Source organism: Streptomyces sp. NPDC048248, from assembly GCF_043201875.1.
Classification (GTDB): Bacteria; Actinomycetota; Actinomycetes; order Streptomycetales; family Streptomycetaceae; genus Streptomyces.
This window is the reverse complement of record NZ_JBICZL010000004.1, coordinates 293,985-311,461: the sequence shown is the minus strand read 5'-3', so window position 1 is coordinate 311,461 and position 17,477 is coordinate 293,985. Positions and strand designations below refer to the sequence as shown.

The following is a 17,477-nucleotide window of genomic DNA, read 5'->3' as shown; positions in this document are numbered from 1 at the left end:
CGCGGGTCACCGCACCCTGATGTCCCCAGCCGCTGCGCCGTCCCTTCGACGGGCTGCGAACAGCGCGGCCTGGCGCTCCGGTGGCAGATTGCCCAGCGCGATCAGCTGCGGCGCCTGGGCGAGGGCCTGGGATCTGGCTGCCTCCTTGGCCGCCCACAGGGCGCGTACGGTGCCCTGGACCGCCTCGGTCGGCTGTGCGGCGAGCACGGCGGCGCAGCGCAGGGCCGCCTCGGTGGCCGCGCCCGGCTCGGTCAGCTCGGAGACCAGCCCGATCTCGTACGCGCGCCGTGCGCCGAGCCGCTCCGCCGTCCCCATCAGGGAAAGCCGGGCGATCTCCCCCAGGGGCATCCGCTGGGCCATGGCGATGGTCTCGTAGGCGCTGACCATCCCGTAGGTGGTGTGCGGGTCGAAGAAGGTGGAGGATGTCGAGGCGATGATGAACTCGGCCTCGCCCAGAAGGTAGAAGGCGCCGCCGCAGGCCATGCCGTCCACCGCGGCGATGACGGGTTTCCACAGGTCGTTGGCCTTCGGGCCGATGCGCAGCAGCGGGTCGTCGAGGGAGTAGGGCGAGGTGGGCTGGGGCACCTCGACCGAGCGGTCCACGCCGGTGCAGAAGGCCCGGCCGCCGGCGCCGATGATCACCGCCGCCCGCACCGTGTCGTCGAAGCGCAACTCCCGCCAGACGGACTCCAGTTCAGCGGCCGTCCGCAGGTCGACGGCGTTGTGCCGGTCGGGCCGGTCGAGGGTGACCAGCGCGACCCCGGCCGCGATCTCGGTGTGGAGCGTCATGGCCGCTCCAGGAGCCAGCGCGGCACGGTGATGCCTCCGGGCATGGTGTGGAACGCGACCTTCACCGGGGCGCCGATGCGCAGTCGCGCCGGGTCGACGGAGTCGAGGGCGGCGTCGGTGGAGCTGACGAGGTTGCCGACGAGGCGGATGCGTGGGGCGTCGGCCAGCTCCACGATGATCGCGTTGTAGGGCGCCTGCGCTGCGTAGGCGGGGAGCAGCGGCGGGTGGGGCACGACGTAGGACCAGATGCGGCCGCGGCCGCTCATGCGCTGCCAGTGGGCGTCGAAGGACTGGCAGTGCGGGCAGCAGGGGCGGGGCGGGAAGCGCGGCGTGTGGCAGTCGGAGCAGGTCTGGACGCGCAGCTCGCCCCGCGCCGCGTATGCCCAGAAGGGGGCGCCGTCGTCGTCGGGGACGGGAAGCAGCAGGCCGTCGCCGCTGTCGGACCGGCTGTGGGTGACGGGTGCCACGATCGTGCCGACGGGTTCACGAACGGGCTCCCGCACGGATTCGCCGTTGGGTTCACGAGCGCTCATCGCGTATCAACTCCTCAGCAGCAGGGCCGAGGTGGGCACACCCTCGCCCGCGGTGACCAGACAGGTGGTGGCGTCCGGTATCTGTGCGGTGCTGGTGCCGCGCAGCTGTTTGACGCCTTCGGTGATGAGGTTGAAGCCGTGGACGTACGCCTCCGAGAGGCCGCCGCCACCGGTGTTGAGGGGCAGCCGCCCGCCGATCTCCAAGGCGCCGCCCTCGGTGAAGGCCGCGCCCTCGCCGCGTCCGCAGAAGCCGTAGCCCTCCAGGGAGAGCGGGATCAGAGGGGTGAACGCGTCATAGATCTGGGCCACGTCGACGTCCTGCGGCCCGAGGTCGGCGCCTTTCCAGAGGTGCCGGGCGGCGGTCCAGGCGGGGCCGGTGAGCGGGTCGTCGTTCCAGTAGTTGACCATGCCGTGGTGCTGGGCGGGCAGGCCCTGGGCCGCGGCGTGGATGTAGGCGGGCCGGTGGCGGCAGTCCCGGGCGCGTTCGGCGGAGACGACGACGCATGCCAGCGCCCCGTCCGTCTCCAGGCAGTTGTCGAAGAGGCAGAGGGGTTCGCTGATCCAGCGGGCGGTCATGTACATCTCGCGGGTCAGCGGGCGTTCGTACATGATCGCGGCCGGGTTCTGGTTGGCGCGGTTGCGGCAGGCGAGCGCGACGTTGAAGAGGTGGTCGCGGGTCGCGCCGTATTCGTGCATGTAGCGGCGGGCCAGCATGCCGATCTCGTCGGCCGGGCGCAGCAGTCCGAAGGGCCGGGTCCACTGTCCCGGGGTCGGCAGCTGGACCTGGGTGTTCTTCCAGGGGCGCGGTCCCGATCCGCGCTTGCGCGACCGCCAGGCGACGCCGACGCTCGCCTGTCCGGTGGCGATGGCGGCCGCGAGATGTGCCACCGTCGCGCAGGAACCGCCGCCGCCGTAGCCGACCTTGGAGAAGTGGGTGACGTCCCCGGCGCCGATGGCCTTGGCGATCTCGACCTCGTCGGTCTCCTCCATCGTGTACGACGCGAAGGCGTCCACCTCGGAGGGGGCGATGCCGGCGTCGTCGAGCGCCGCGAGGATCGCCCGGCAGGCCAACGTCTTCTCGGACTCGGGGAGTTGTCTGGCGAAGGGCGTCTGTCCGATGCCGGCTATCGCCGTAGCGTCCTTGAGGGTCGCCCCCATCGCCACCTCCGTGGTCGGTCGTCCGTGCTGACAGCCGAGGAGGCTACCGCTAATCTGACGGGCAGTCAGCTCTTTCGCGGGAGGTAGTGCGATGTGCGGTGACCTGGAATCGCGGGCGGACCTGGAGTACGGCACCCTCCCGGGGCTCATACGCGCGGCGGCCGAGCGCCACGGACCCCGCGAGGCCGTGGCCGACGGCCGCACCCGACTGTCGTACGCCGAGCTGGGGGAGCGGGTGGAGCGGGCCGCCGCGGCCTGTATCGCCTCCGGCGTCGCGCCCGGCGACCGCGTCGCGGTCTGGGCGCCCAACACCGTCGACTGGATCGTCTCCGCCCTCGGCGCGGTGACGGCCGGCGCCACCCTCGTCCCGGTCAACACCCGCTTCAAGGGCGTCGAGGCCGCCTATGTCCTGCGCCGTACCCGCGCCAAGCTGCTCTTCGTCACCGGCACCTTCCTCGGCACCTCCTACGTCGCCTCGCTGCGCCGCGCCGCCCAGGAGGGCGAGGGGTCCGGCCCGCTGCCGGGACTGCCGCACCTGGACAAGGTGGTGGTGCTCTCCGACGACGCCCCCGCCGACTTCGTGCCCTGGCGGGACTTCCTCGCCACCGGGGAGGCGGTGCCTCCCGCGACGGTCCGCGCCCGCGCCGAGGCGCTACGCCCCGACTCCCCGTCGGACATCGTCTTCACCTCGGGCACCACCGGTCACCCCAAGGGTGCGGTGATCACCCACGCGCAGACCCTGCGCGCGTACGACGTCTGGAGCGAACTGGCCGGTCTCCAGGAGGGCGACCGCTATCTCATCGTCAACCCGTTCTTCCACACCTTCGGCTACAAGGCCGGCGTCATCGCCTGCCTGCTGCGCGGGGCGACGATGATCCCCCAGCCGGTCTTCAGCGTGCCCGCCGCGCTCGCCAACATCGCCGCCGAACGGGTCTCCGTCCTCCCCGGGCCGCCCACCCTCCACCAGCAGATCCTCGACCACCCCGACCGTGAACGGCACGATCTCTCGGCGCTGCGCCTGGTGGTCACCGGCGCCGCCGTGGTCCCGCTGCAACTGGTCGAGCGGCTGCGCGACGAACTGAAGGTCGCGACCGTCCTGACGGCGTACGGCCTCTCGGAGAGCTCCGGCATCGTCACGATGTGCCGCCGCGGCGACCCCCCGGAGGTCATCGCCTCGACCTCCGGCCGCGCCATTCCCGGCACGGAGGTACGCGTCGTCGACGCCGCGGGCCGGGCGACGGCGCCGGGCGACCCCGGCGAGGTGCTGGTACGCGGATACCACGTGATGTCCGGCTACTTCGAGGACCCGGCCGGCACGGCCCGCGCGATCACCCCCGACGGCTGGCTGCGCACCGGCGACGTCGGCGTCCTCGACGCGGACGGCAACCTGCGGATCACCGACCGCATCAAGGACATGTTCATCGTCGGCGGCTTCAACGCCTATCCGGCGGAGATAGAGCAACTCCTGGGCCGCCACCCGGATCTCGCCGAGGTCGCCGTGATCGGGATACCCGACGCCCGGCTCGGCGAGGTCGGCAAGGTGTTCGCGGTCCGCCGCGCAGGCTCCTGCCTCACCGCCGACGACCTGATCGCCTGGTCCCGCCGGGAAATGGCCAACTACAAGGTCCCGCGGGAGGTCGCCTTCGTCCCGGCCCTGCCGCGCAACGCGAGCGGCAAGATCGTCAAGACCCGCCTGCGCGACGGGCTCCCCGGACCGGCGGGCGCCACGGCCTGACCGTCCCCCCCCCGGGGCACGCTAAGCCCCCTTGGACGTCCAGCCGGGCCGGCGGCCGCTGAGCGCCACCACCCGGTCGAGGAGCGGCGCGTCGTCCGGGACCGGGACGGGCGGGCCGAACATCTCGTTGCCCTCGCCCTCCGCCGAGGGGGCGAGCAGCGCGTGGGAGACCTCCAGGCTCGCCCGGTCGGGCGCGTACGCCTGGCCGGTGGCCCGGGCGAGGTCCCAACCGTGCAGCACCAGCTCGTTGAGGGCGACCTGGCCGGCGACGGGCGCGGGCATGGCGATACCGCCCGCCTGGGTGTCGCCCTCCCAGGCGTCCGGGGCGCGCCACGCCTCCGTCAGCGCGGCGAGGTTGCGCTCCAGCGCGTCGCGCCAGCCGGCCTCCACGTCCGGCACCGTCTCGCCGGGGCTGGTGTCCGTCGACGGGCCGAGGTCCTTGCGCGCCGCGTCGCGGAAGGCGGCGGTCAGGCCCACGAGGTGGCCCAGCACATGGCGCACCGCGTACTTCTCGCACGGCGTGGGCGCGTCGAGCTGGTCGTCGGTGGTGTGCTCCGCCAGCCGTGCCACCAGCCGGGTCTGTGCGTCGAAGTCGATGGTCTCGCTCATGTCCGGGTCCTTCCGTCCTGCCGGAGCCGTCCCGGGTGGGGACAGGCCGCACGGGCTTCCCGGCCCGTACTCAGTGAAGACTTCCGCGGCGGCCCGAACTCATCGCCTTCCGCCGGGCCGGTCACCCCGGTGGGCGACGCACGACCCCCGGTCGATCCGGCCGCCCGCATCCGGCCCGGTCCGCGCGCCCGCTCGCGCCGCGCCGGCCACCCGCGCCTCGGACGCCGCCGCGTCAGTCGGTGTACGTCTCGCGCAGGGCCGCCTTCAGCACCTTGTTCAGCGGGCCGCCGCGGGGCAGCTCCGCGACGGTCTCCAGCTGCTCGGGCAGTTTCTGCGTCATCAGCCCGGCGGCCCGGAGGTGAGCGGTCAGGCTCTCCAGGGCGGGCGGCGGGGCGGCCGGGTCGGCGAGCGTGATCACCGCGCAGACCCGCTCGCCCCGGACCGGGTCGGGCAGCCCGATGACCGCCGCGTCCGCCACGGCGGGATGGGTGCGCACCAGGTCCTCGACCTCCTGCGCCGAGATGTTCTCGCCCTTGCGGATAATGATGTCCTTGAGGCGTCCGGTGAGGACCAGATGCCCGTCGGGGCGCAGCCTGCCCAGGTCGCCGGTGCGGAAGTAGCCCTCCGAGTCGAAGGCGTCCGCGGTCAGCGCAGGGTCGGTGTAGCGGCGGAAGAGCATGGTGCCCTTGAGCGTCACCTCACCGGTCTCCCCGGGCCCGGCCTCCGTACCGTCCGTCCGGACGATCCGCACCCGCGCGCCCGTGACCGGCTTGCCCACGGTCCGTGACAACTGCTCGTCGCTGTCGTACGGCGTGCCCATCGCGATCATCGGGCACTCCGTCATGCCGTACCCGTGCAGGATCGCGCACTCCAGCTCGCGGCCTGCTGTCGCGTACAGCTCCTGCGGCATCGGCGCCCCGCCGCCGGAGAGCAGCCGCAGCGAGGGGATCAGCCGTCCCGCGTGCGGCGCTTCCTGCCGGTAGCGGCGTGACGCGTCGAGGAACGCCTGGTAGAAGGCGGTGCTCCCGCCGGCCATGGTCACCCCGTGCCGCCGGTAGACCTCCGCAGCGCGGCTCGGCTCGAAGGTGTCGAGGAGGACCGCGGGGAAGCCGCTGACCAGCATGGCGATGACGTAGTCCGGGCCGGCGATGTGCGCGTAGGGGAAGGCGATCGAGCCGATGTCGTCCGGCGACATCCCCAGCGCGGTGGCCAGGCCGACGCCGCCGGCGATGAGCGTGGCGTCGGTGTGCTCCACGCCCTTGGGGGAGGCGGTGGTGCCGGAGGTGTAGTAGATCCAGGTGGTGGCGTCGTTCCCGTCCCGGTCGCTGCCCGGCCCGCCCGGTCGTGCGCCGGCCGGCTCGGCGGTCCCTGTGCCGTCGCCGTCCGGTCCGGCCTTCGGCAGGCCGTCCTCGACGGAGATCACCCGCACTCCGTCCCCGGCCAGCTTCCGCACCATCGCGGTGTGGTCGAACCCGCGCCACTCGCCCGGTACGAGGACGTACTCCGCGGCCGACTCGGCGAGGATGAAGCCGACTTCGCGCTCGCGGTGCAGGGGGATGATCGGTGTCTGCACGGCGCCGAGCCGGGCGAGGGCGAGCGAGGCGATGACGGTCTCGATCCTGGTCGGCAGCTGCCAGGCCACCCGCGACCCGGGAGCGATCCCCAGCTCCCGGAAGCCGGCCGCCACCCGCAGTGCCTCGTCGCGCACCGCGTCGAAGGTCACGGTCCGCCCGTCCCCGTCGAAGAACATCGGCTTACCGCGCGAGGCCCGCGCGCGGTACTCGACCAGCTCCCAGAGTGTCTGTATGCGAGCGGACTCGAACACGGCGGCGCCTCCTGGCTGCGAGCGGGGCGGAGCGGGGCCAACCTGCCCCGGGTGCCTGCCTGCACGGCAGGGCCGGGCGGCGCGACTCTAGCAGCGAAACTGACTACCCGTCAGGAGGTGTGCGGGCAGGGAATCCGCGGGCCCGGCGCCTGCGCGGCCCCCGCAAGGGCGGGCGGCCCCGGACATGCCGCAGGGGCCGGCTTCGATGGCTCCCCTCCTGCCATCAAAGCCGGCCCCTGCGATCCCCCGGATCTCACCCGGTGAAACTGGTGACCTCGTGGTGCCGGTCGTCAGTTCCTCGGGTCGCCGAACGGCTGGTGATTGTCCTTGGGCTTCACCGCGCCGTCGACCGCCACCGGCTGCGTGCTGTCCGCCGCGGTGGCTTCGATGCCGATGACCGGACGGTGGCTGTCCAGCGGCTTGAGGATGTCCTTGTCGTCGCCTGCCTGCTGAGCGAGGTTCTCGCTGCTCAACGCAATCAACTCCTGTATGTGGGCACTGAACGGTCCTCCCGGCCGGCAACTCCCCCGAGTATCGCCGGACGGGCGGACCTTGGCCGGGCACCATACGGTGGGGCCTCGTCACCGAGCCGCTTGCCCCCCGAGGCGGCGGATCGGTATGAGGAAGAGAATGGCCGGTGGCGATGAACGATCGATAAACGCCGTTGATTATGCCCCTGAGCTGCGGTGATACGACTATGCCGCGGCGGCGACGGTCAGCAGCCGTTGCACCCTGGCACTCTCCGCCGAGCCGAGCCGCTCGTAGACGGCGAGGGCCTCCTGCCAGCACACCCGGGCCCGGCCGCTGTGCCCGACACCGTTCAGCGCACGCCCGAGGGCCGTCAGCGCGTTGGCGCGCCACAGCTCACCGCCGGTCACCCGAAGGGTGGCCAGGGCCTGTTCGGCGTGGTTGGCGGCCTGCGTTGGCCGCCCCGCCGCCAGATCGACCTCGGCCAGCCGGAAGTACGTCATGCCTTCCCAGAATCTCTGCCGGCTGTCGCGGAAGATGTGCAGCGCTTCGAGGAGCTGCTGCGTGGCGTCATCGAGGCGCTGGGCGAGGGTGAAGGCCACGCCCAGCGCGTACATCCCGTTGGCGAGCCGCCGGGTGGCGCCGATCTGGCGGTATATGGCGACGCCCTGCTCGGCGAGCTGGATGGCACTCGCCACCCGCCCGGTGTCGAGGTGGACCCGGGAGAGGTTGCACAGCGCGCTCGCCTCGGACTGCTTGTTGTCGTCGTCCCGGAACGCGTCGAGCGCCTGGCTCAGATACTCCTCGGCGTCCGCGTGCCGGCCCTGCTCGCCCGCGATGATGCCGCGGTCGTTGGGCGCGTAGGAGGAGGAGAAGGGGTCGTTGGTGGCAAGGCCGAGCAGCATCGCGTACTTGGCGTTCTCGTCCGCCTCGTCGAGCCGGCCCGCCAGGGTGCGGGCGTAGGTGAGGGCGGTGTGGATGCGCGCCTCTGCGTGCTTGTCCCCCAGCTCGCGGGCGGCGGCGAGCAGGGCCGTGTTCACCTGCTCGTACTGCAGGGCGTACGCGCCGGACTCGGCGAGGTCCTTGGTGAGCAGGAGCAGGTCCGCGGCGCGGCGCAGGGTGTCGCCGCCCCTGGACTGCTTGGCGCAGGCGAGCAGGCAGCCGGCCTCGCTGAACAGCCACTCCAGGGCCGGGGTGCGGTCGGTGAAGTCCAGCCCGGGGTAGTGGGTGGGCTCCATGTGGTCGACGAGCCGGTCACCGGGCCGTTCGAGGAGGTACATGCGGGCCGCGGTCGCGGAGTAGAAGTCCAGCAGCCGTGACAGCGCCGCGTCCCGCTCGGTCGGGGGATGCTCGTCACGCTCGGCGCAGGAGCGTGCGTAGAGCCGGACCAGGTCGTGGAAGCGGTAGCGGCCGGGGGCCGCGGACTCCAGGAGGCTGGCGTCGACCAGGGATTCGACGAGGTCCTCCGCGTCGTCGAGGTCCATGTCGAGGATCGCGGCCGCTGCGGCGAGGGAGATGTCCGGGCCGTCGGCGAGACCCAACAGGCGGAAGGCGCGGGCCTGATGGGGCTCCAGCTGGCCGTAGCCCAGCTCGAAGGTGGCCTTGACGGCGAGGTCGCCGGCGCGCAGCTCGTCCAGCCTGCGGCGCTCGTCGGCCAGCTTGCGGGCCAGGATGGAGACCGTCCATGTCCGGCGGGCGGCCAGCCGGGACGCGGCGATGCGGATGGCCAGGGGCAGGAAGCCGCAGGCGCCGACGACGGCCATGGCGGCCTGCCGTTCGGAGGTGACGCGCTCCTCGCCCACGATGCGGGTGAAGAGGGTCAGCGCCTCCTCGGGGCTCATCACATCGAGGTCGATGAGGTGCGCCCCGGCGAGGTCGATCATGCGGGCGCGGCTGGTGATCAGCGCGGCGCAGCCCTCAGCGCCGGGGAGCAGCGGGCGGATCTGCGCGGCGTCGCGCGCGTTGTCCAGTAAGGCCAGTACGCGGCGTCCGGCGAGGGTGGAGCGGTAGAGGGCGGCGCGCTCCTCCAGGCCGTCGGGAATGGAGGAGTCGGGTGTGCCCAGGGCGCGCAGGAACGCGCCGAGGACGGCCACCGGCTCGGAGGGGGTGTGGCCCGCGCCCTGGAGGTCGGCGTAGAGCTGGCCGTCGGGGAAGTGTTCGCGGGCGGCGTGCGCGACGTGGACGGCGAGGGTGGTCTTGCCGACGCCGCCGATACCGGTGAGCGCGGATACCGCCATCACGCTGCCCTCGGCGGTGGCGAGCTGTTCGCCGAGTTCGGCGACGAAGGCCGTCCGGCCGGTGAAGTCGGCGACGGTCGCCGGGAGTTGCTGCGGCCGCACGACGACCTTGTCGTCGGCGTCCGGGCCGTCGTCGACGACGGGCGGCGCGTCCAGTTCGGTGTCGGCGCGCAGGATGCGCTGCTGGAGCTCGGAGAGCGAGGCGCAGGGGTCGACGCCCAGCTCGTCGGCGAGCAACCGGCGGGTGTCGGCGTAGACGGCGAGTGCCTCGGCCTGCCGGCCGCTGCGGTACAGCGCCAGCATGAGCAGTTCGCGCAGGCGTTCGCGCAGCGGGTGGGCGGCGGTCAGCGCCGTCAGCTCGGAGACCACCTCGGTGTGGTGGCCGACCTCCAGGTCGAGTTCGATGCGGGTCTCGACGAGGGAGAGCCGCCACTCGTGCAGGCGGGTGCGCTGGGTGTCGGCGTACGGGCCGGCGAGGCCGGCGAGCGGTTCGCCGTCCCACAGGGCCAGCGTGGTGTCGAGGAGTTCGCGGGCCCGGCCGCGGTCGCCGGCGGCCTTGGCCTTCTCCGCCTCGGCGGCGAACTGCTCGGCGTGGTCGTGGTCGAGGTCGAGCGGGCGGTTGTCCGCCGACCGGATCGCGTAGCCGCCGGACTCGCTGACCAGCACGTCGGCGTCCTCCCCGAGCGCCTTGCGCAGCCGGGAGGCGTAGGTGCGCAGGGCGGCGAGCGCGGCGTGTGGCGGTTCGTCACCCCACAGTGCGTCGACCAGCTCCGCGGCGGTGGCGGTGCGTCCGCCGCGCAGCAGTAGGGCCGCGAGCAGCGCGCGCTGCTGCGGTGAGCCCGCTGCCAGCGGGGTGTCGCCGCGCCAGGCCCGTACGGGACCGAGCACGGTGAAGCGGAGCCGCCCCCGCCCCTGCCCCGGACCGACGTCCATGGTGTCTCCCTGCCCTGTGCTGTCCGTTCGCGCTGATCGCACCGTTCGCATCGGCCAGTCTGCCTTGTCGCGGGTGCTTACGTCAGTAGGGGTCCGGAGCGTGCACAAAGCCTCCTCGGCCGATGGCGCCGGGGTGGGCGGCGCGCGGCGGGGCGCGGTGTACCCGCATTCGTGCGCCCCTCGCGCGCTTGTGCTACCGGAGTGCGCCCCCCTTCTTCCGCCGTCCCGCCGGCCCGTGACGGTCTTCGACGGACCGTCCCGGGCAGGCCCGGCACCGTTACTGACGGATCGTCAGATCAGCGCTACCGTGGTGAGCATGGAGAGCTTTCCGAAGATCATCTCGGTGGACGACCACACGGTGGAGCCCCCGAACGTCTGGCGGGACCGGCTCCCGTCGAAGTACCACGACGTGGGCCCGCGCATCGTCCGGGCACCCGTGCGGGAAATGACCTTCGTGGGCGGGAAGTTCGCCCCGAAGATGGGAGAGGCCGGTGAGGAGGGGCCGATAGCCGACTGGTGGATCTACGAAGACCTGCACCGGCCGCTGACCCGGCTCGACACCGCCGTGGGCTGCTCCCGCGACGACATCAAGCTCGAAGGCATCACCTACGAGCAGATGCGGCCCGGCTCCTTCAGCGTGCCGGAGCGGTTGGCCGATATGGACGTCAACCATGTCCAGTCGGCGCTGTGCTTCCCCACCTTCCCCCGGTTCTGCGGCCAGACCTTCACCGAGGCCAAGGACCGCGAACTGGGGCTGCTCGGGGTGCGCGCCTACAACGACTGGATGGTGGAGGAGTGGTGCGGGCCGGAGGCCGGAGGCCGGCTGATCCCGCTGGCACTCATCCCGCTGTGGGACGCCGAGCTCGCCGCCGCCGAGGTGCGGCGCAACGCGGCCCGCGGGGTACGCGCGGTCTGCTTCAGCGAGATCCCGCCGCACCTGGGGCTGCCCAGCGTCCACACCGACTACTGGGACCCGTTCCTGCGGGCCTGCGACGAGACCGGCACCGTCATCGCGATGCACATCGGATCCTCCAGCAGGATGCCGTCCACCTCCGCGGACGCGCCGCCCGCGGTCGGTTCCACGATCACCTTCGCCAACTGCTGCTTCTCGATGGTCGACTGGCTGATGAGCGGCGCCTTCGACCGCTTCCCGCACCTGAAGATCATGTATGCCGAGGGCCAGATCGGCTGGATCCCGTACATCCTGGAGCGCGCGGACGTGGTCTGGGAGGAGAACCGCGGCTGGGGCGGCATCGGCGACAAGGTGCTCCGCCCGCCGTCCGAACTCTTCACCGAGCACGTCTACGGCTGCTTCTTCGACGACGCGTTCGGCTTGCAGAACCTCGACGCGATCGGCGTCGGCAACGTCCTCTACGAGACGGACTACCCGCACTCCGACTCGACCTGGCCCCGGTCCAAGGAGGTCGGCGAGTCCCAAATGGCCCACCTGCCCCCGGACGTCGTCGAACGCATCGTCCGCAGCAACGCCATCGAACTGCTGGGACTCACGGCCGACGGGCTGTGGGGGCCGGGAGCGGCGGGGTGAGGGGGGTGTCTGCGCGTTCCGTGCGGGTGGGCTATTCCGGAGTGAAACTCGTATTGAAGTTCGTACAGGTGGCCGGCCTTGACCATCACTGTGGCCTCGATGGGCCTGTTATCGCGGCTGTGAACGACCCGGAGAGTCCGCAGGACGGGGAGGCTACTGGGGAGCCGTAGGGCTTGGTACTGCTCCTGGGTGGGGGTCGCGGGCGGAGACCCGGTCGACGCTGAGCCCCGGCGGGTGTCCCAGTTCAGCGAGCAGGGTCGGCGTACCGCCCTTGATCTTCCGGCGTTCCGCTATGGCGGTGCCGCGAGCGAGGTCCAGTGGGTAGTAGCACTTGACCAATTCGACCGGGTCGTTATCGATCAGGAGGAGTTGGCAGCGCAGCAAGGCCGTGTCGCCGCTCGCGAGGTTCAGGGCTCCCGCGACGTCGGCGGGCGGCACCGCTTCGGCGACCTCCAGCAACCTGCTGCGTGCCTGTGCCCCGGCCTTCTCTGCCTCGGTGAGCCAGCGGTAAGGCTCTCCGGGGCCGGCCGGAGCGGTGAAGAGAGAGGGCCGCACCGTCTGCTGTCGGTGCGCGCGGACGGTCACCGCCGCTCCGGCCCGGCCGACGACCAGGCGTTCGTCCTTGAGGAGTTGCAGCGCCTTCTGGACCGTGGCGTTGGAGGCTTCGAACCGGGATTTCAGCTGAGCGGTGGAAGGCAGCTTGGCCTCCGGCGGCAAGTCGCCACTCATGATCTCGTCGCGCAGGTCGGCGGCGATCCGTTCATGCAGGGAACGCCGGTCGAACGCTTCGTCTTCGGTTCTGGGCACGGTCATCCGATCCTGATCTCGTAGCGAAGCCGCTGAAGGTGTCCGGGCATCGCCATCCTGTCGACCTGGATCGGTCGTTCGCTGCCGTCCAGCGTGACCCGGGTCAGCTGGAGGACGGGTTCGTCCGTGCTGGTCCGCAGTGCGGCGCACTCCTCGGCGCTGGGCAGCCGGGCGATGACGTCCTCCTGGACCCGGGCGCCGATGTGGCCGAGCGAGGCGAGCAGGGAGACCGCCCCGCCCGGAATCTTGGCGGTCCCGGCCAGGCGGGTTCCTCGTGCGATCCGGGCGGGGTAATAGGTGTCGGTCAACTCGCAGGGCATGTCGTCGAGGAACATCACGCGGCGGCGTACGACGACGTCCTCACCCTCGGCGACACCCAGGAGTTCCGCGATGTCGGGCGGCGCTGCGGCCTCCCTGGCGTGGACGATGCGTTGAGTGCCCCGGCGCCCTCGCGCGGCAGCCTCCGCGCCCCAGGCGTCGGGCTCCCCCTTCGCCGTCGGGGTGAGGTACGGAATCGAGCTGCTGACCCAATCGCCAGCGCCCACGGTGTCCTCCTGCGCGGTTGGTGACTCAACCTGTCGCGAACACGATAGGAGCCGTCCGACCCACCACGTCGCACCTGGTTGGCTTCTGAGTGGTGGCGTGTACCGGCCCCGTGGCATTGGTCCCGCAAGGGATCACCAACTGAGGCCCCGCGCCGTACTCTGAACGATGACGTGCTGTCCAGAGAGGGGCAAGGCCGTGTCTTCAGATGCTACGCCGGACCCGTTCGCCGAGCCGGTGGCCTTCGGTCAGCGGATGCAGATCCTGCGGAACCGTCGAGGTATGAGCCGCAGTGTGCTGGCCGGCTTGGTGGGAAAGTCGCCGAGCTGGATCAAGCAGGTCGAGGGCGGACGCCTGCAGATGCCCAAGCTGCCGATGGTCCTGCGCATCGCGGAGGCGCTCAGGGTTCAGGACCTTTCCGACCTCGCGGGTGATCAGTCGAGGCCGGTTGCCCTGTTCACGGGCCCCGGACATGCGCGCCTGCCGCAAGTGCGAGATGCCGTCAATGCGTTCCCCTTGACCACGCAGCGGGAGGCGCCTGCTCCCCGGCACCTCCGGGAACGGCTGGCCCGCGCATGGGGCGCCCGGCATTCTGCGCCACATCACCGGGATGTCATCGGGGCTCTCTTGCCGGACCTCATCCGGGACGCGCAGCTCGCGGTGCTTCAGGCCGACTCGGCGAGCGAGCGGCGCGAAGCCCAAGCATTGCTGTCCGAGGCGTACAGCCTGAGTCAGTTCTTCCTCGCGTACCAGCCGGACCCGTCGCTGCTGTGGCGGGTCGTGGAGCGCGGGATGATCTCTGCTCAGGAATCCGAGGACCCGCACACCATCGGAGTCTCTGCCTGGTTGGCGACTCAGGCGCATCGCGACAGTGGGCACGCACACTTCGAAGCTGCCGACGCGGTGAACCTGGCGACGATCCGCTACCTGGAAGCGTTCTTGCCGAACGCGGGTAACGATGTGCTCGCCATCGTCGGAGCGCTCCAATTCGAGGCCGGGTACACCGCAGCTCGGCGGGGGGACACCGGAGCCGCTTGGCGGTACTGGGACGCGGCGAGCAGCGTGGCGGACCGTCTGCCCGCAGACTACTTCCACCCGGTGACCTCATTCTCCCGGGCCGTCATGGGAGCGCACGCGGTGACTGTCGCGGTCGAACTGCATGCCGGGGGCGAGAGCGTCCGCCAGGCGGCCGCTGCGGATGTATCGACGATTCCTTCCCGACCCCGGCGGGCACGGCACCGGATCGAGGAAGCCCGTGGCTATCAACTCGACGGACAGGCTGAGGCAGCACTGGCTGCGCTCGACAAGGCGTACCAGGCGGCACCGGAGACCGTTCGCTACAACGGTTACGCCCGGCGCATCGTCCTGGAAGAGGTGGAGTCGAAGAGGCCGTCTCAGCGGCGCCGGGCGAGTGAACTAGCGATGAAAATCGGCGCATTGTCGGCATGAACGAGGGGGCACAAAGTGTGCCCCCTCTTCCTGTTCAGGGGTTCTACGGTCAGTCGTCGAGTGACTACCGATGACCCCCGCGGCCGCGCGAACGGCCCGGGGGCATGGCCAACCTGAAGAAAGCAGGTCGACGTGCCGGACCTTATCGCCCGAACTTTGGAGCCGCTGCTGTGGTTCCTGCTGTCGCCGCTGCACCGCCGTCGGTCAGCAGTCACGGACCCCGTCATGGCCCGTCCCTGCCTCGTGGCGCACGATCGTCTGCAGGCCCTGCGGTATCGGCTCGCCCCACCGCGTGCCTTTCGGGTCGTTGCGCACGGCGTAGCGGTCGGCCCTTGGGTGAGCCTCGACGTGCAGGCGGTTACGCGATGAGTGCACCGCAGGGAACGCGGCTGCTGCCGTGGTCGACGCCAGAGGGTAAGACCTGCCTCCTGGTGGGCGACGGCTCGGGGTTCGTCTCCCGTGTCGCGGACAGCGTCGAGTCCGTCCAGCTCGGCATGGCGGGCGAACTTCTGGGTCATGCGGCCGACATGCTCGGCGATCGCAAAGCCACTGCTGAAGAGCTGCGTTTCCTTGCGCGTCGCCTGACCGAGGCGCTGCGGGACGCATGCCGCGTGGCCGAGAGCAGGGGGGCGCGGTTGCCCGTACCGAACCGGGAGCAGTAGGCGGGGCAATGCATCCCCTGCCCCTTGCCTCATTGACCGGCAGGCAGCACGATTGCCGGACTCGTTATTTGACGGTACGTCAGATCAAGGGGTTCGGCATGTCACAGGTCCTACCGCAGAGGCGACTGGCATACGGCATGCAGTTGCCCGTGCAGTCGCAGAGCACCCTGTACGCGGAGAGCTGGGAGGCCGCGGCCGGGCCCGCCGATCTGGTGGAGGTGGCGCGGGTGGCGGACCGGTGCGGGTTCGCGTACATCGCCTGCTGCGAGCACATCGCGATACCGCGGCGGCTGGCCGATGCCATGAGCACGGTCTGGTACGACCCGGTCGCCACTCTCGCGCATCTGGCGGCCGTCACCGAGCGGGTCCGGCTGCTCAGCCATGTCGCCGTGGTCGGCCTCAAGCATCCGCTGGTCAGCGCGAAGCAATACGCGACGCTGGACCGGCTGTCCGGTGGGCGGCTGATCCTCGGTGTCGGCGCGGGGCATGTGCGCGAGGAGTTCGAGGCGCTGGGCGTGCCGTTCGCGCAGCGCGGCGCGGTGCTCGACGAGACCGTCGACGCGCTGCGGGCGGCGCTCGGCCCGGCGGAGTTCCCCGAGTTCAAAGGGGCACGGTTCGAGTTCTCCGACCTGGGGCAGGCGCCGCGGCCGGTGCAGGCGCCACCGCCGGTATGGGTGGGCGGCTCCTCGCCGGCCGCCGTGCGCCGGGCCGCGGTGCGCGGAGACGGCTGGCTGCCGCAGGGCGACCGGCGGGAGCAGCTGCCGGCGCAGATCGGCACGCTGCGGCGCCTGCGGGAGGAGGCGGGCGTCGAGCGGCCGGTGGAGATCGGCGCCATCGCCGAGCCGCTGTACGTGGGCGATCCGTCCTGGCACGTCGGACGGCGGACCCTCTCGGGTGCTCCGGAGCGGATCGCGGCGTCGCTGCGGGAGTACCGCGCGATGGGCGTGACGCAGCTCCAGGTGCGGTTCCGCAGCCGCAGCAGAACCGAACTGACCGACCAGATGGCCGCGTTCGCCGAGGACGTCGCGGTGCATCTCGGCGACTGAGCCCGTCTCCCGGCGCCGCGAGAGCCGGGCCGGCGGGGCGGAAGGCACGGGCCGGGCGCGCGCGGTCGCGCCGCAGGAGAGCGTGGGAGGCGGACATGGGCAAGCTGGACGGGCGGGTCGTCATCATCACGGGTGCGGCGCGCGGGCAGGGCGAACAGGAGGCGCGGCTCTTCGTCGCGGAGGGTGCGCGGGTGGTGCTCGGCGACGTGCTGGACGGGCCCGGCGAGGCGTTGGCCGAGGAGCTGGGGGAGGAGCGGGCCCGGTACGTCCCGCTGGACGTGAGCCGGGAGGCGGACTGGGAGGCGGCTGTCCGCACCGCCAAGGCGGCGTTCGGCAAGGTCGACGGGCTGGTCAACAACGCCGGGATCCTGCGCTTCAACGAGCTGGTGTCCACCCCGCTGGAGGAGTTCCAGCAGGTCGTCCAGGTCAATCAGGTCGGTGCGTTCCTGGGGATGAAGGCCGTCGCGGCGGAGCTGGCCGCGGCCGGCGGCGGGACGATCGTGAACACCGCGTCGTACACCGCGCTGACCGGCATGGCCTTTCTGACCTCCTACGCCGCGACGAAGGCGGCGATCGTCGGGATGACACGGGTCGCGGCGATGGAGCTGGCGGGCCGGGGGGTCCGCGTGAACGCGATGTGCCCGGGTGCCGTCGACACCCCGATGACGAACCCGGACCGGGTCGCAGCGGACGGCGGGCCGAAGGCGCCCGACGAGGCCGGCAGCGCGGCGCTGGACGAGTTCTACGGCAAGGTCGTGCCGATGGGGCGGATCGGGCAGCCGGAGGAGGTCGCCCGCCTGGCGCTCTTCCTGTCGTGCGAGGACTCCTCCTACATCACCGGGCAGCCGTTCGTCATCGACGGCGGGTGGCTGGCAGGAGTGTCGGTCCTCTGACACGGCGGGGACGGCGCAGCCCTCCGCGACGACAGCTGACGCATCATCAGGTATTGACGATGCGTGCGGCCGGTGCGAGAGTCACGATCTGACGATACGTCAGGTAACCGGGAAGGTAGCCCTACGCCCGGCCCGCCGTGCGCAGCGGGCTCAACGGCCGAATCGGCTCGGCCGGGCACTTCGTCACATCGCGGCGGTGACACGGACACCCATCTTCCGGGGGGCGACCCCCGCACCCCGAAGG

General features: G+C 71.6%; 14 protein-coding genes and 1 pseudogene. 6 read left to right on the top strand and 9 right to left on the bottom strand.

The window, feature by feature from the left end; genetic code table 11:
* Positions 1-6 precede the first annotated feature (6 nt).
* From ACGFZW_RS10235 to ACGFZW_RS10225, 3 genes are read right to left on the bottom strand one after another with little or no spacing between them, the layout of a single operon-like run.
* The gene (locus ACGFZW_RS10235; protein WP_393892618.1) at positions 7-789 is read right to left on the bottom strand and encodes an enoyl-CoA hydratase/isomerase family protein; all 783 of its coding nucleotides are present in this window, start codon (positions 787-789) and stop codon (positions 7-9) included.
* Positions 786-1,322 (bottom strand): Zn-ribbon domain-containing OB-fold protein, encoded by a 537-nt coding sequence (locus ACGFZW_RS10230; protein ID WP_393892617.1) that lies wholly within the window; start codon positions 1,320-1,322, stop codon positions 786-788. The genes ACGFZW_RS10235 and ACGFZW_RS10230 overlap by 4 nt, the downstream gene beginning before the upstream one ends.
* A gap of 6 nt (positions 1,323-1,328) precedes the next feature.
* Positions 1,329-2,480, bottom strand: a complete 1,152-nt coding sequence (locus ACGFZW_RS10225; RefSeq protein WP_393892616.1) for a lipid-transfer protein — start codon at positions 2,478-2,480, stop codon at positions 1,329-1,331.
* Between the two features lie 91 nt (positions 2,481-2,571).
* Here ACGFZW_RS10225 and ACGFZW_RS10220 point away from each other — a divergent pair, with 91 nt between their 5' ends.
* Positions 2,572-4,215 carry a FadD3 family acyl-CoA ligase gene (locus tag ACGFZW_RS10220; protein ID WP_393892615.1) on the top strand — a complete coding sequence of 548 codons (1,644 nt, stop codon included), beginning with the start codon at positions 2,572-2,574 and terminating at the stop codon, positions 4,213-4,215.
* 21 nt (positions 4,216-4,236) lie between these two features.
* On the opposite strand, the gene ACGFZW_RS10215 is transcribed toward ACGFZW_RS10220, so the two are convergent.
* The 4 genes from ACGFZW_RS10215 to ACGFZW_RS10200 all read right to left on the bottom strand — a co-directional run bounded on the left by ACGFZW_RS10215 (position 4,237) and on the right by ACGFZW_RS10200 (position 10,287).
* The gene (locus ACGFZW_RS10215; RefSeq protein ID WP_393892614.1) at positions 4,237-4,824 is read right to left on the bottom strand and encodes a TIGR03086 family metal-binding protein; all 588 of its coding nucleotides are present in this window, start codon (positions 4,822-4,824) and stop codon (positions 4,237-4,239) included.
* Between the two features lie 232 nt (positions 4,825-5,056).
* On the bottom strand, positions 5,057-6,649 hold the full coding sequence (locus tag ACGFZW_RS10210) for a class I adenylate-forming enzyme family protein (protein ID WP_393892613.1): 1,593 nt from the start codon (positions 6,647-6,649) through the stop codon (positions 5,057-5,059).
* A 290-nt stretch (positions 6,650-6,939) separates the two neighbouring features.
* A complete protein-coding gene (locus ACGFZW_RS10205; protein WP_393892612.1) occupies positions 6,940-7,122 on the bottom strand; it encodes a hypothetical protein in 183 nt (60 codons plus the stop codon).
* Positions 7,123-7,344: 222 nt separating this feature from the next.
* Positions 7,345-10,287 carry a BTAD domain-containing putative transcriptional regulator gene (locus ACGFZW_RS10200; RefSeq protein WP_393892611.1) on the bottom strand — a complete coding sequence of 981 codons (2,943 nt, stop codon included), beginning with the start codon at positions 10,285-10,287 and terminating at the stop codon, positions 7,345-7,347.
* Positions 10,288-10,603: 316 nt separating this feature from the next.
* Between ACGFZW_RS10200 and ACGFZW_RS10195 the strand changes: the two genes are divergently transcribed.
* On the top strand, positions 10,604-11,833 hold the full coding sequence (locus ACGFZW_RS10195; protein WP_393892610.1) for an amidohydrolase family protein: 1,230 nt from the start codon (positions 10,604-10,606) through the stop codon (positions 11,831-11,833).
* A 44-nt stretch (positions 11,834-11,877) separates the two neighbouring features.
* Here ACGFZW_RS10195 and ACGFZW_RS10190 read toward each other — a convergent pair.
* Both ACGFZW_RS10190 and ACGFZW_RS10185 read right to left on the bottom strand, forming a co-directional pair.
* A pseudogene (locus ACGFZW_RS10190) lies at positions 11,878-12,646 on the bottom strand (GntR family transcriptional regulator); the annotation flags it as partial.
* A complete protein-coding gene (locus tag ACGFZW_RS10185) occupies positions 12,643-13,185 on the bottom strand; it encodes a GntR family transcriptional regulator (protein WP_393892609.1) in 543 nt (180 codons plus the stop codon). The gene ACGFZW_RS10185 and the pseudogene ACGFZW_RS10190, both read right to left, overlap by 4 nt.
* A gap of 196 nt (positions 13,186-13,381) precedes the next feature.
* Here ACGFZW_RS10185 and ACGFZW_RS10180 point away from each other — a divergent pair, with 196 nt between their 5' ends.
* The 4 genes from ACGFZW_RS10180 to ACGFZW_RS10165 all read left to right on the top strand — a co-directional run bounded on the left by ACGFZW_RS10180 (position 13,382) and on the right by ACGFZW_RS10165 (position 17,233).
* Entirely contained in the window at positions 13,382-14,632 is a 1,251-nt protein-coding gene (locus tag ACGFZW_RS10180; RefSeq protein WP_393892837.1) for a helix-turn-helix domain-containing protein, read from the top strand.
* 365 nt (positions 14,633-14,997) lie between these two features.
* On the top strand, positions 14,998-15,294 hold the full coding sequence (locus tag ACGFZW_RS10175) for a hypothetical protein (RefSeq protein ID WP_393892608.1): 297 nt from the start codon (positions 14,998-15,000) through the stop codon (positions 15,292-15,294).
* A gap of 98 nt (positions 15,295-15,392) precedes the next feature.
* Positions 15,393-16,340, top strand: coding sequence for an LLM class F420-dependent oxidoreductase (locus tag ACGFZW_RS10170; RefSeq protein ID WP_393892607.1), 948 nt, complete (start codon positions 15,393-15,395; stop codon positions 16,338-16,340).
* 95 nt (positions 16,341-16,435) lie between these two features.
* Positions 16,436-17,233 carry an SDR family NAD(P)-dependent oxidoreductase gene (locus ACGFZW_RS10165; protein ID WP_393892606.1) on the top strand — a complete coding sequence of 266 codons (798 nt, stop codon included), beginning with the start codon at positions 16,436-16,438 and terminating at the stop codon, positions 17,231-17,233.
* The last annotated feature ends 244 nt before the right edge of the window (positions 17,234-17,477 follow it).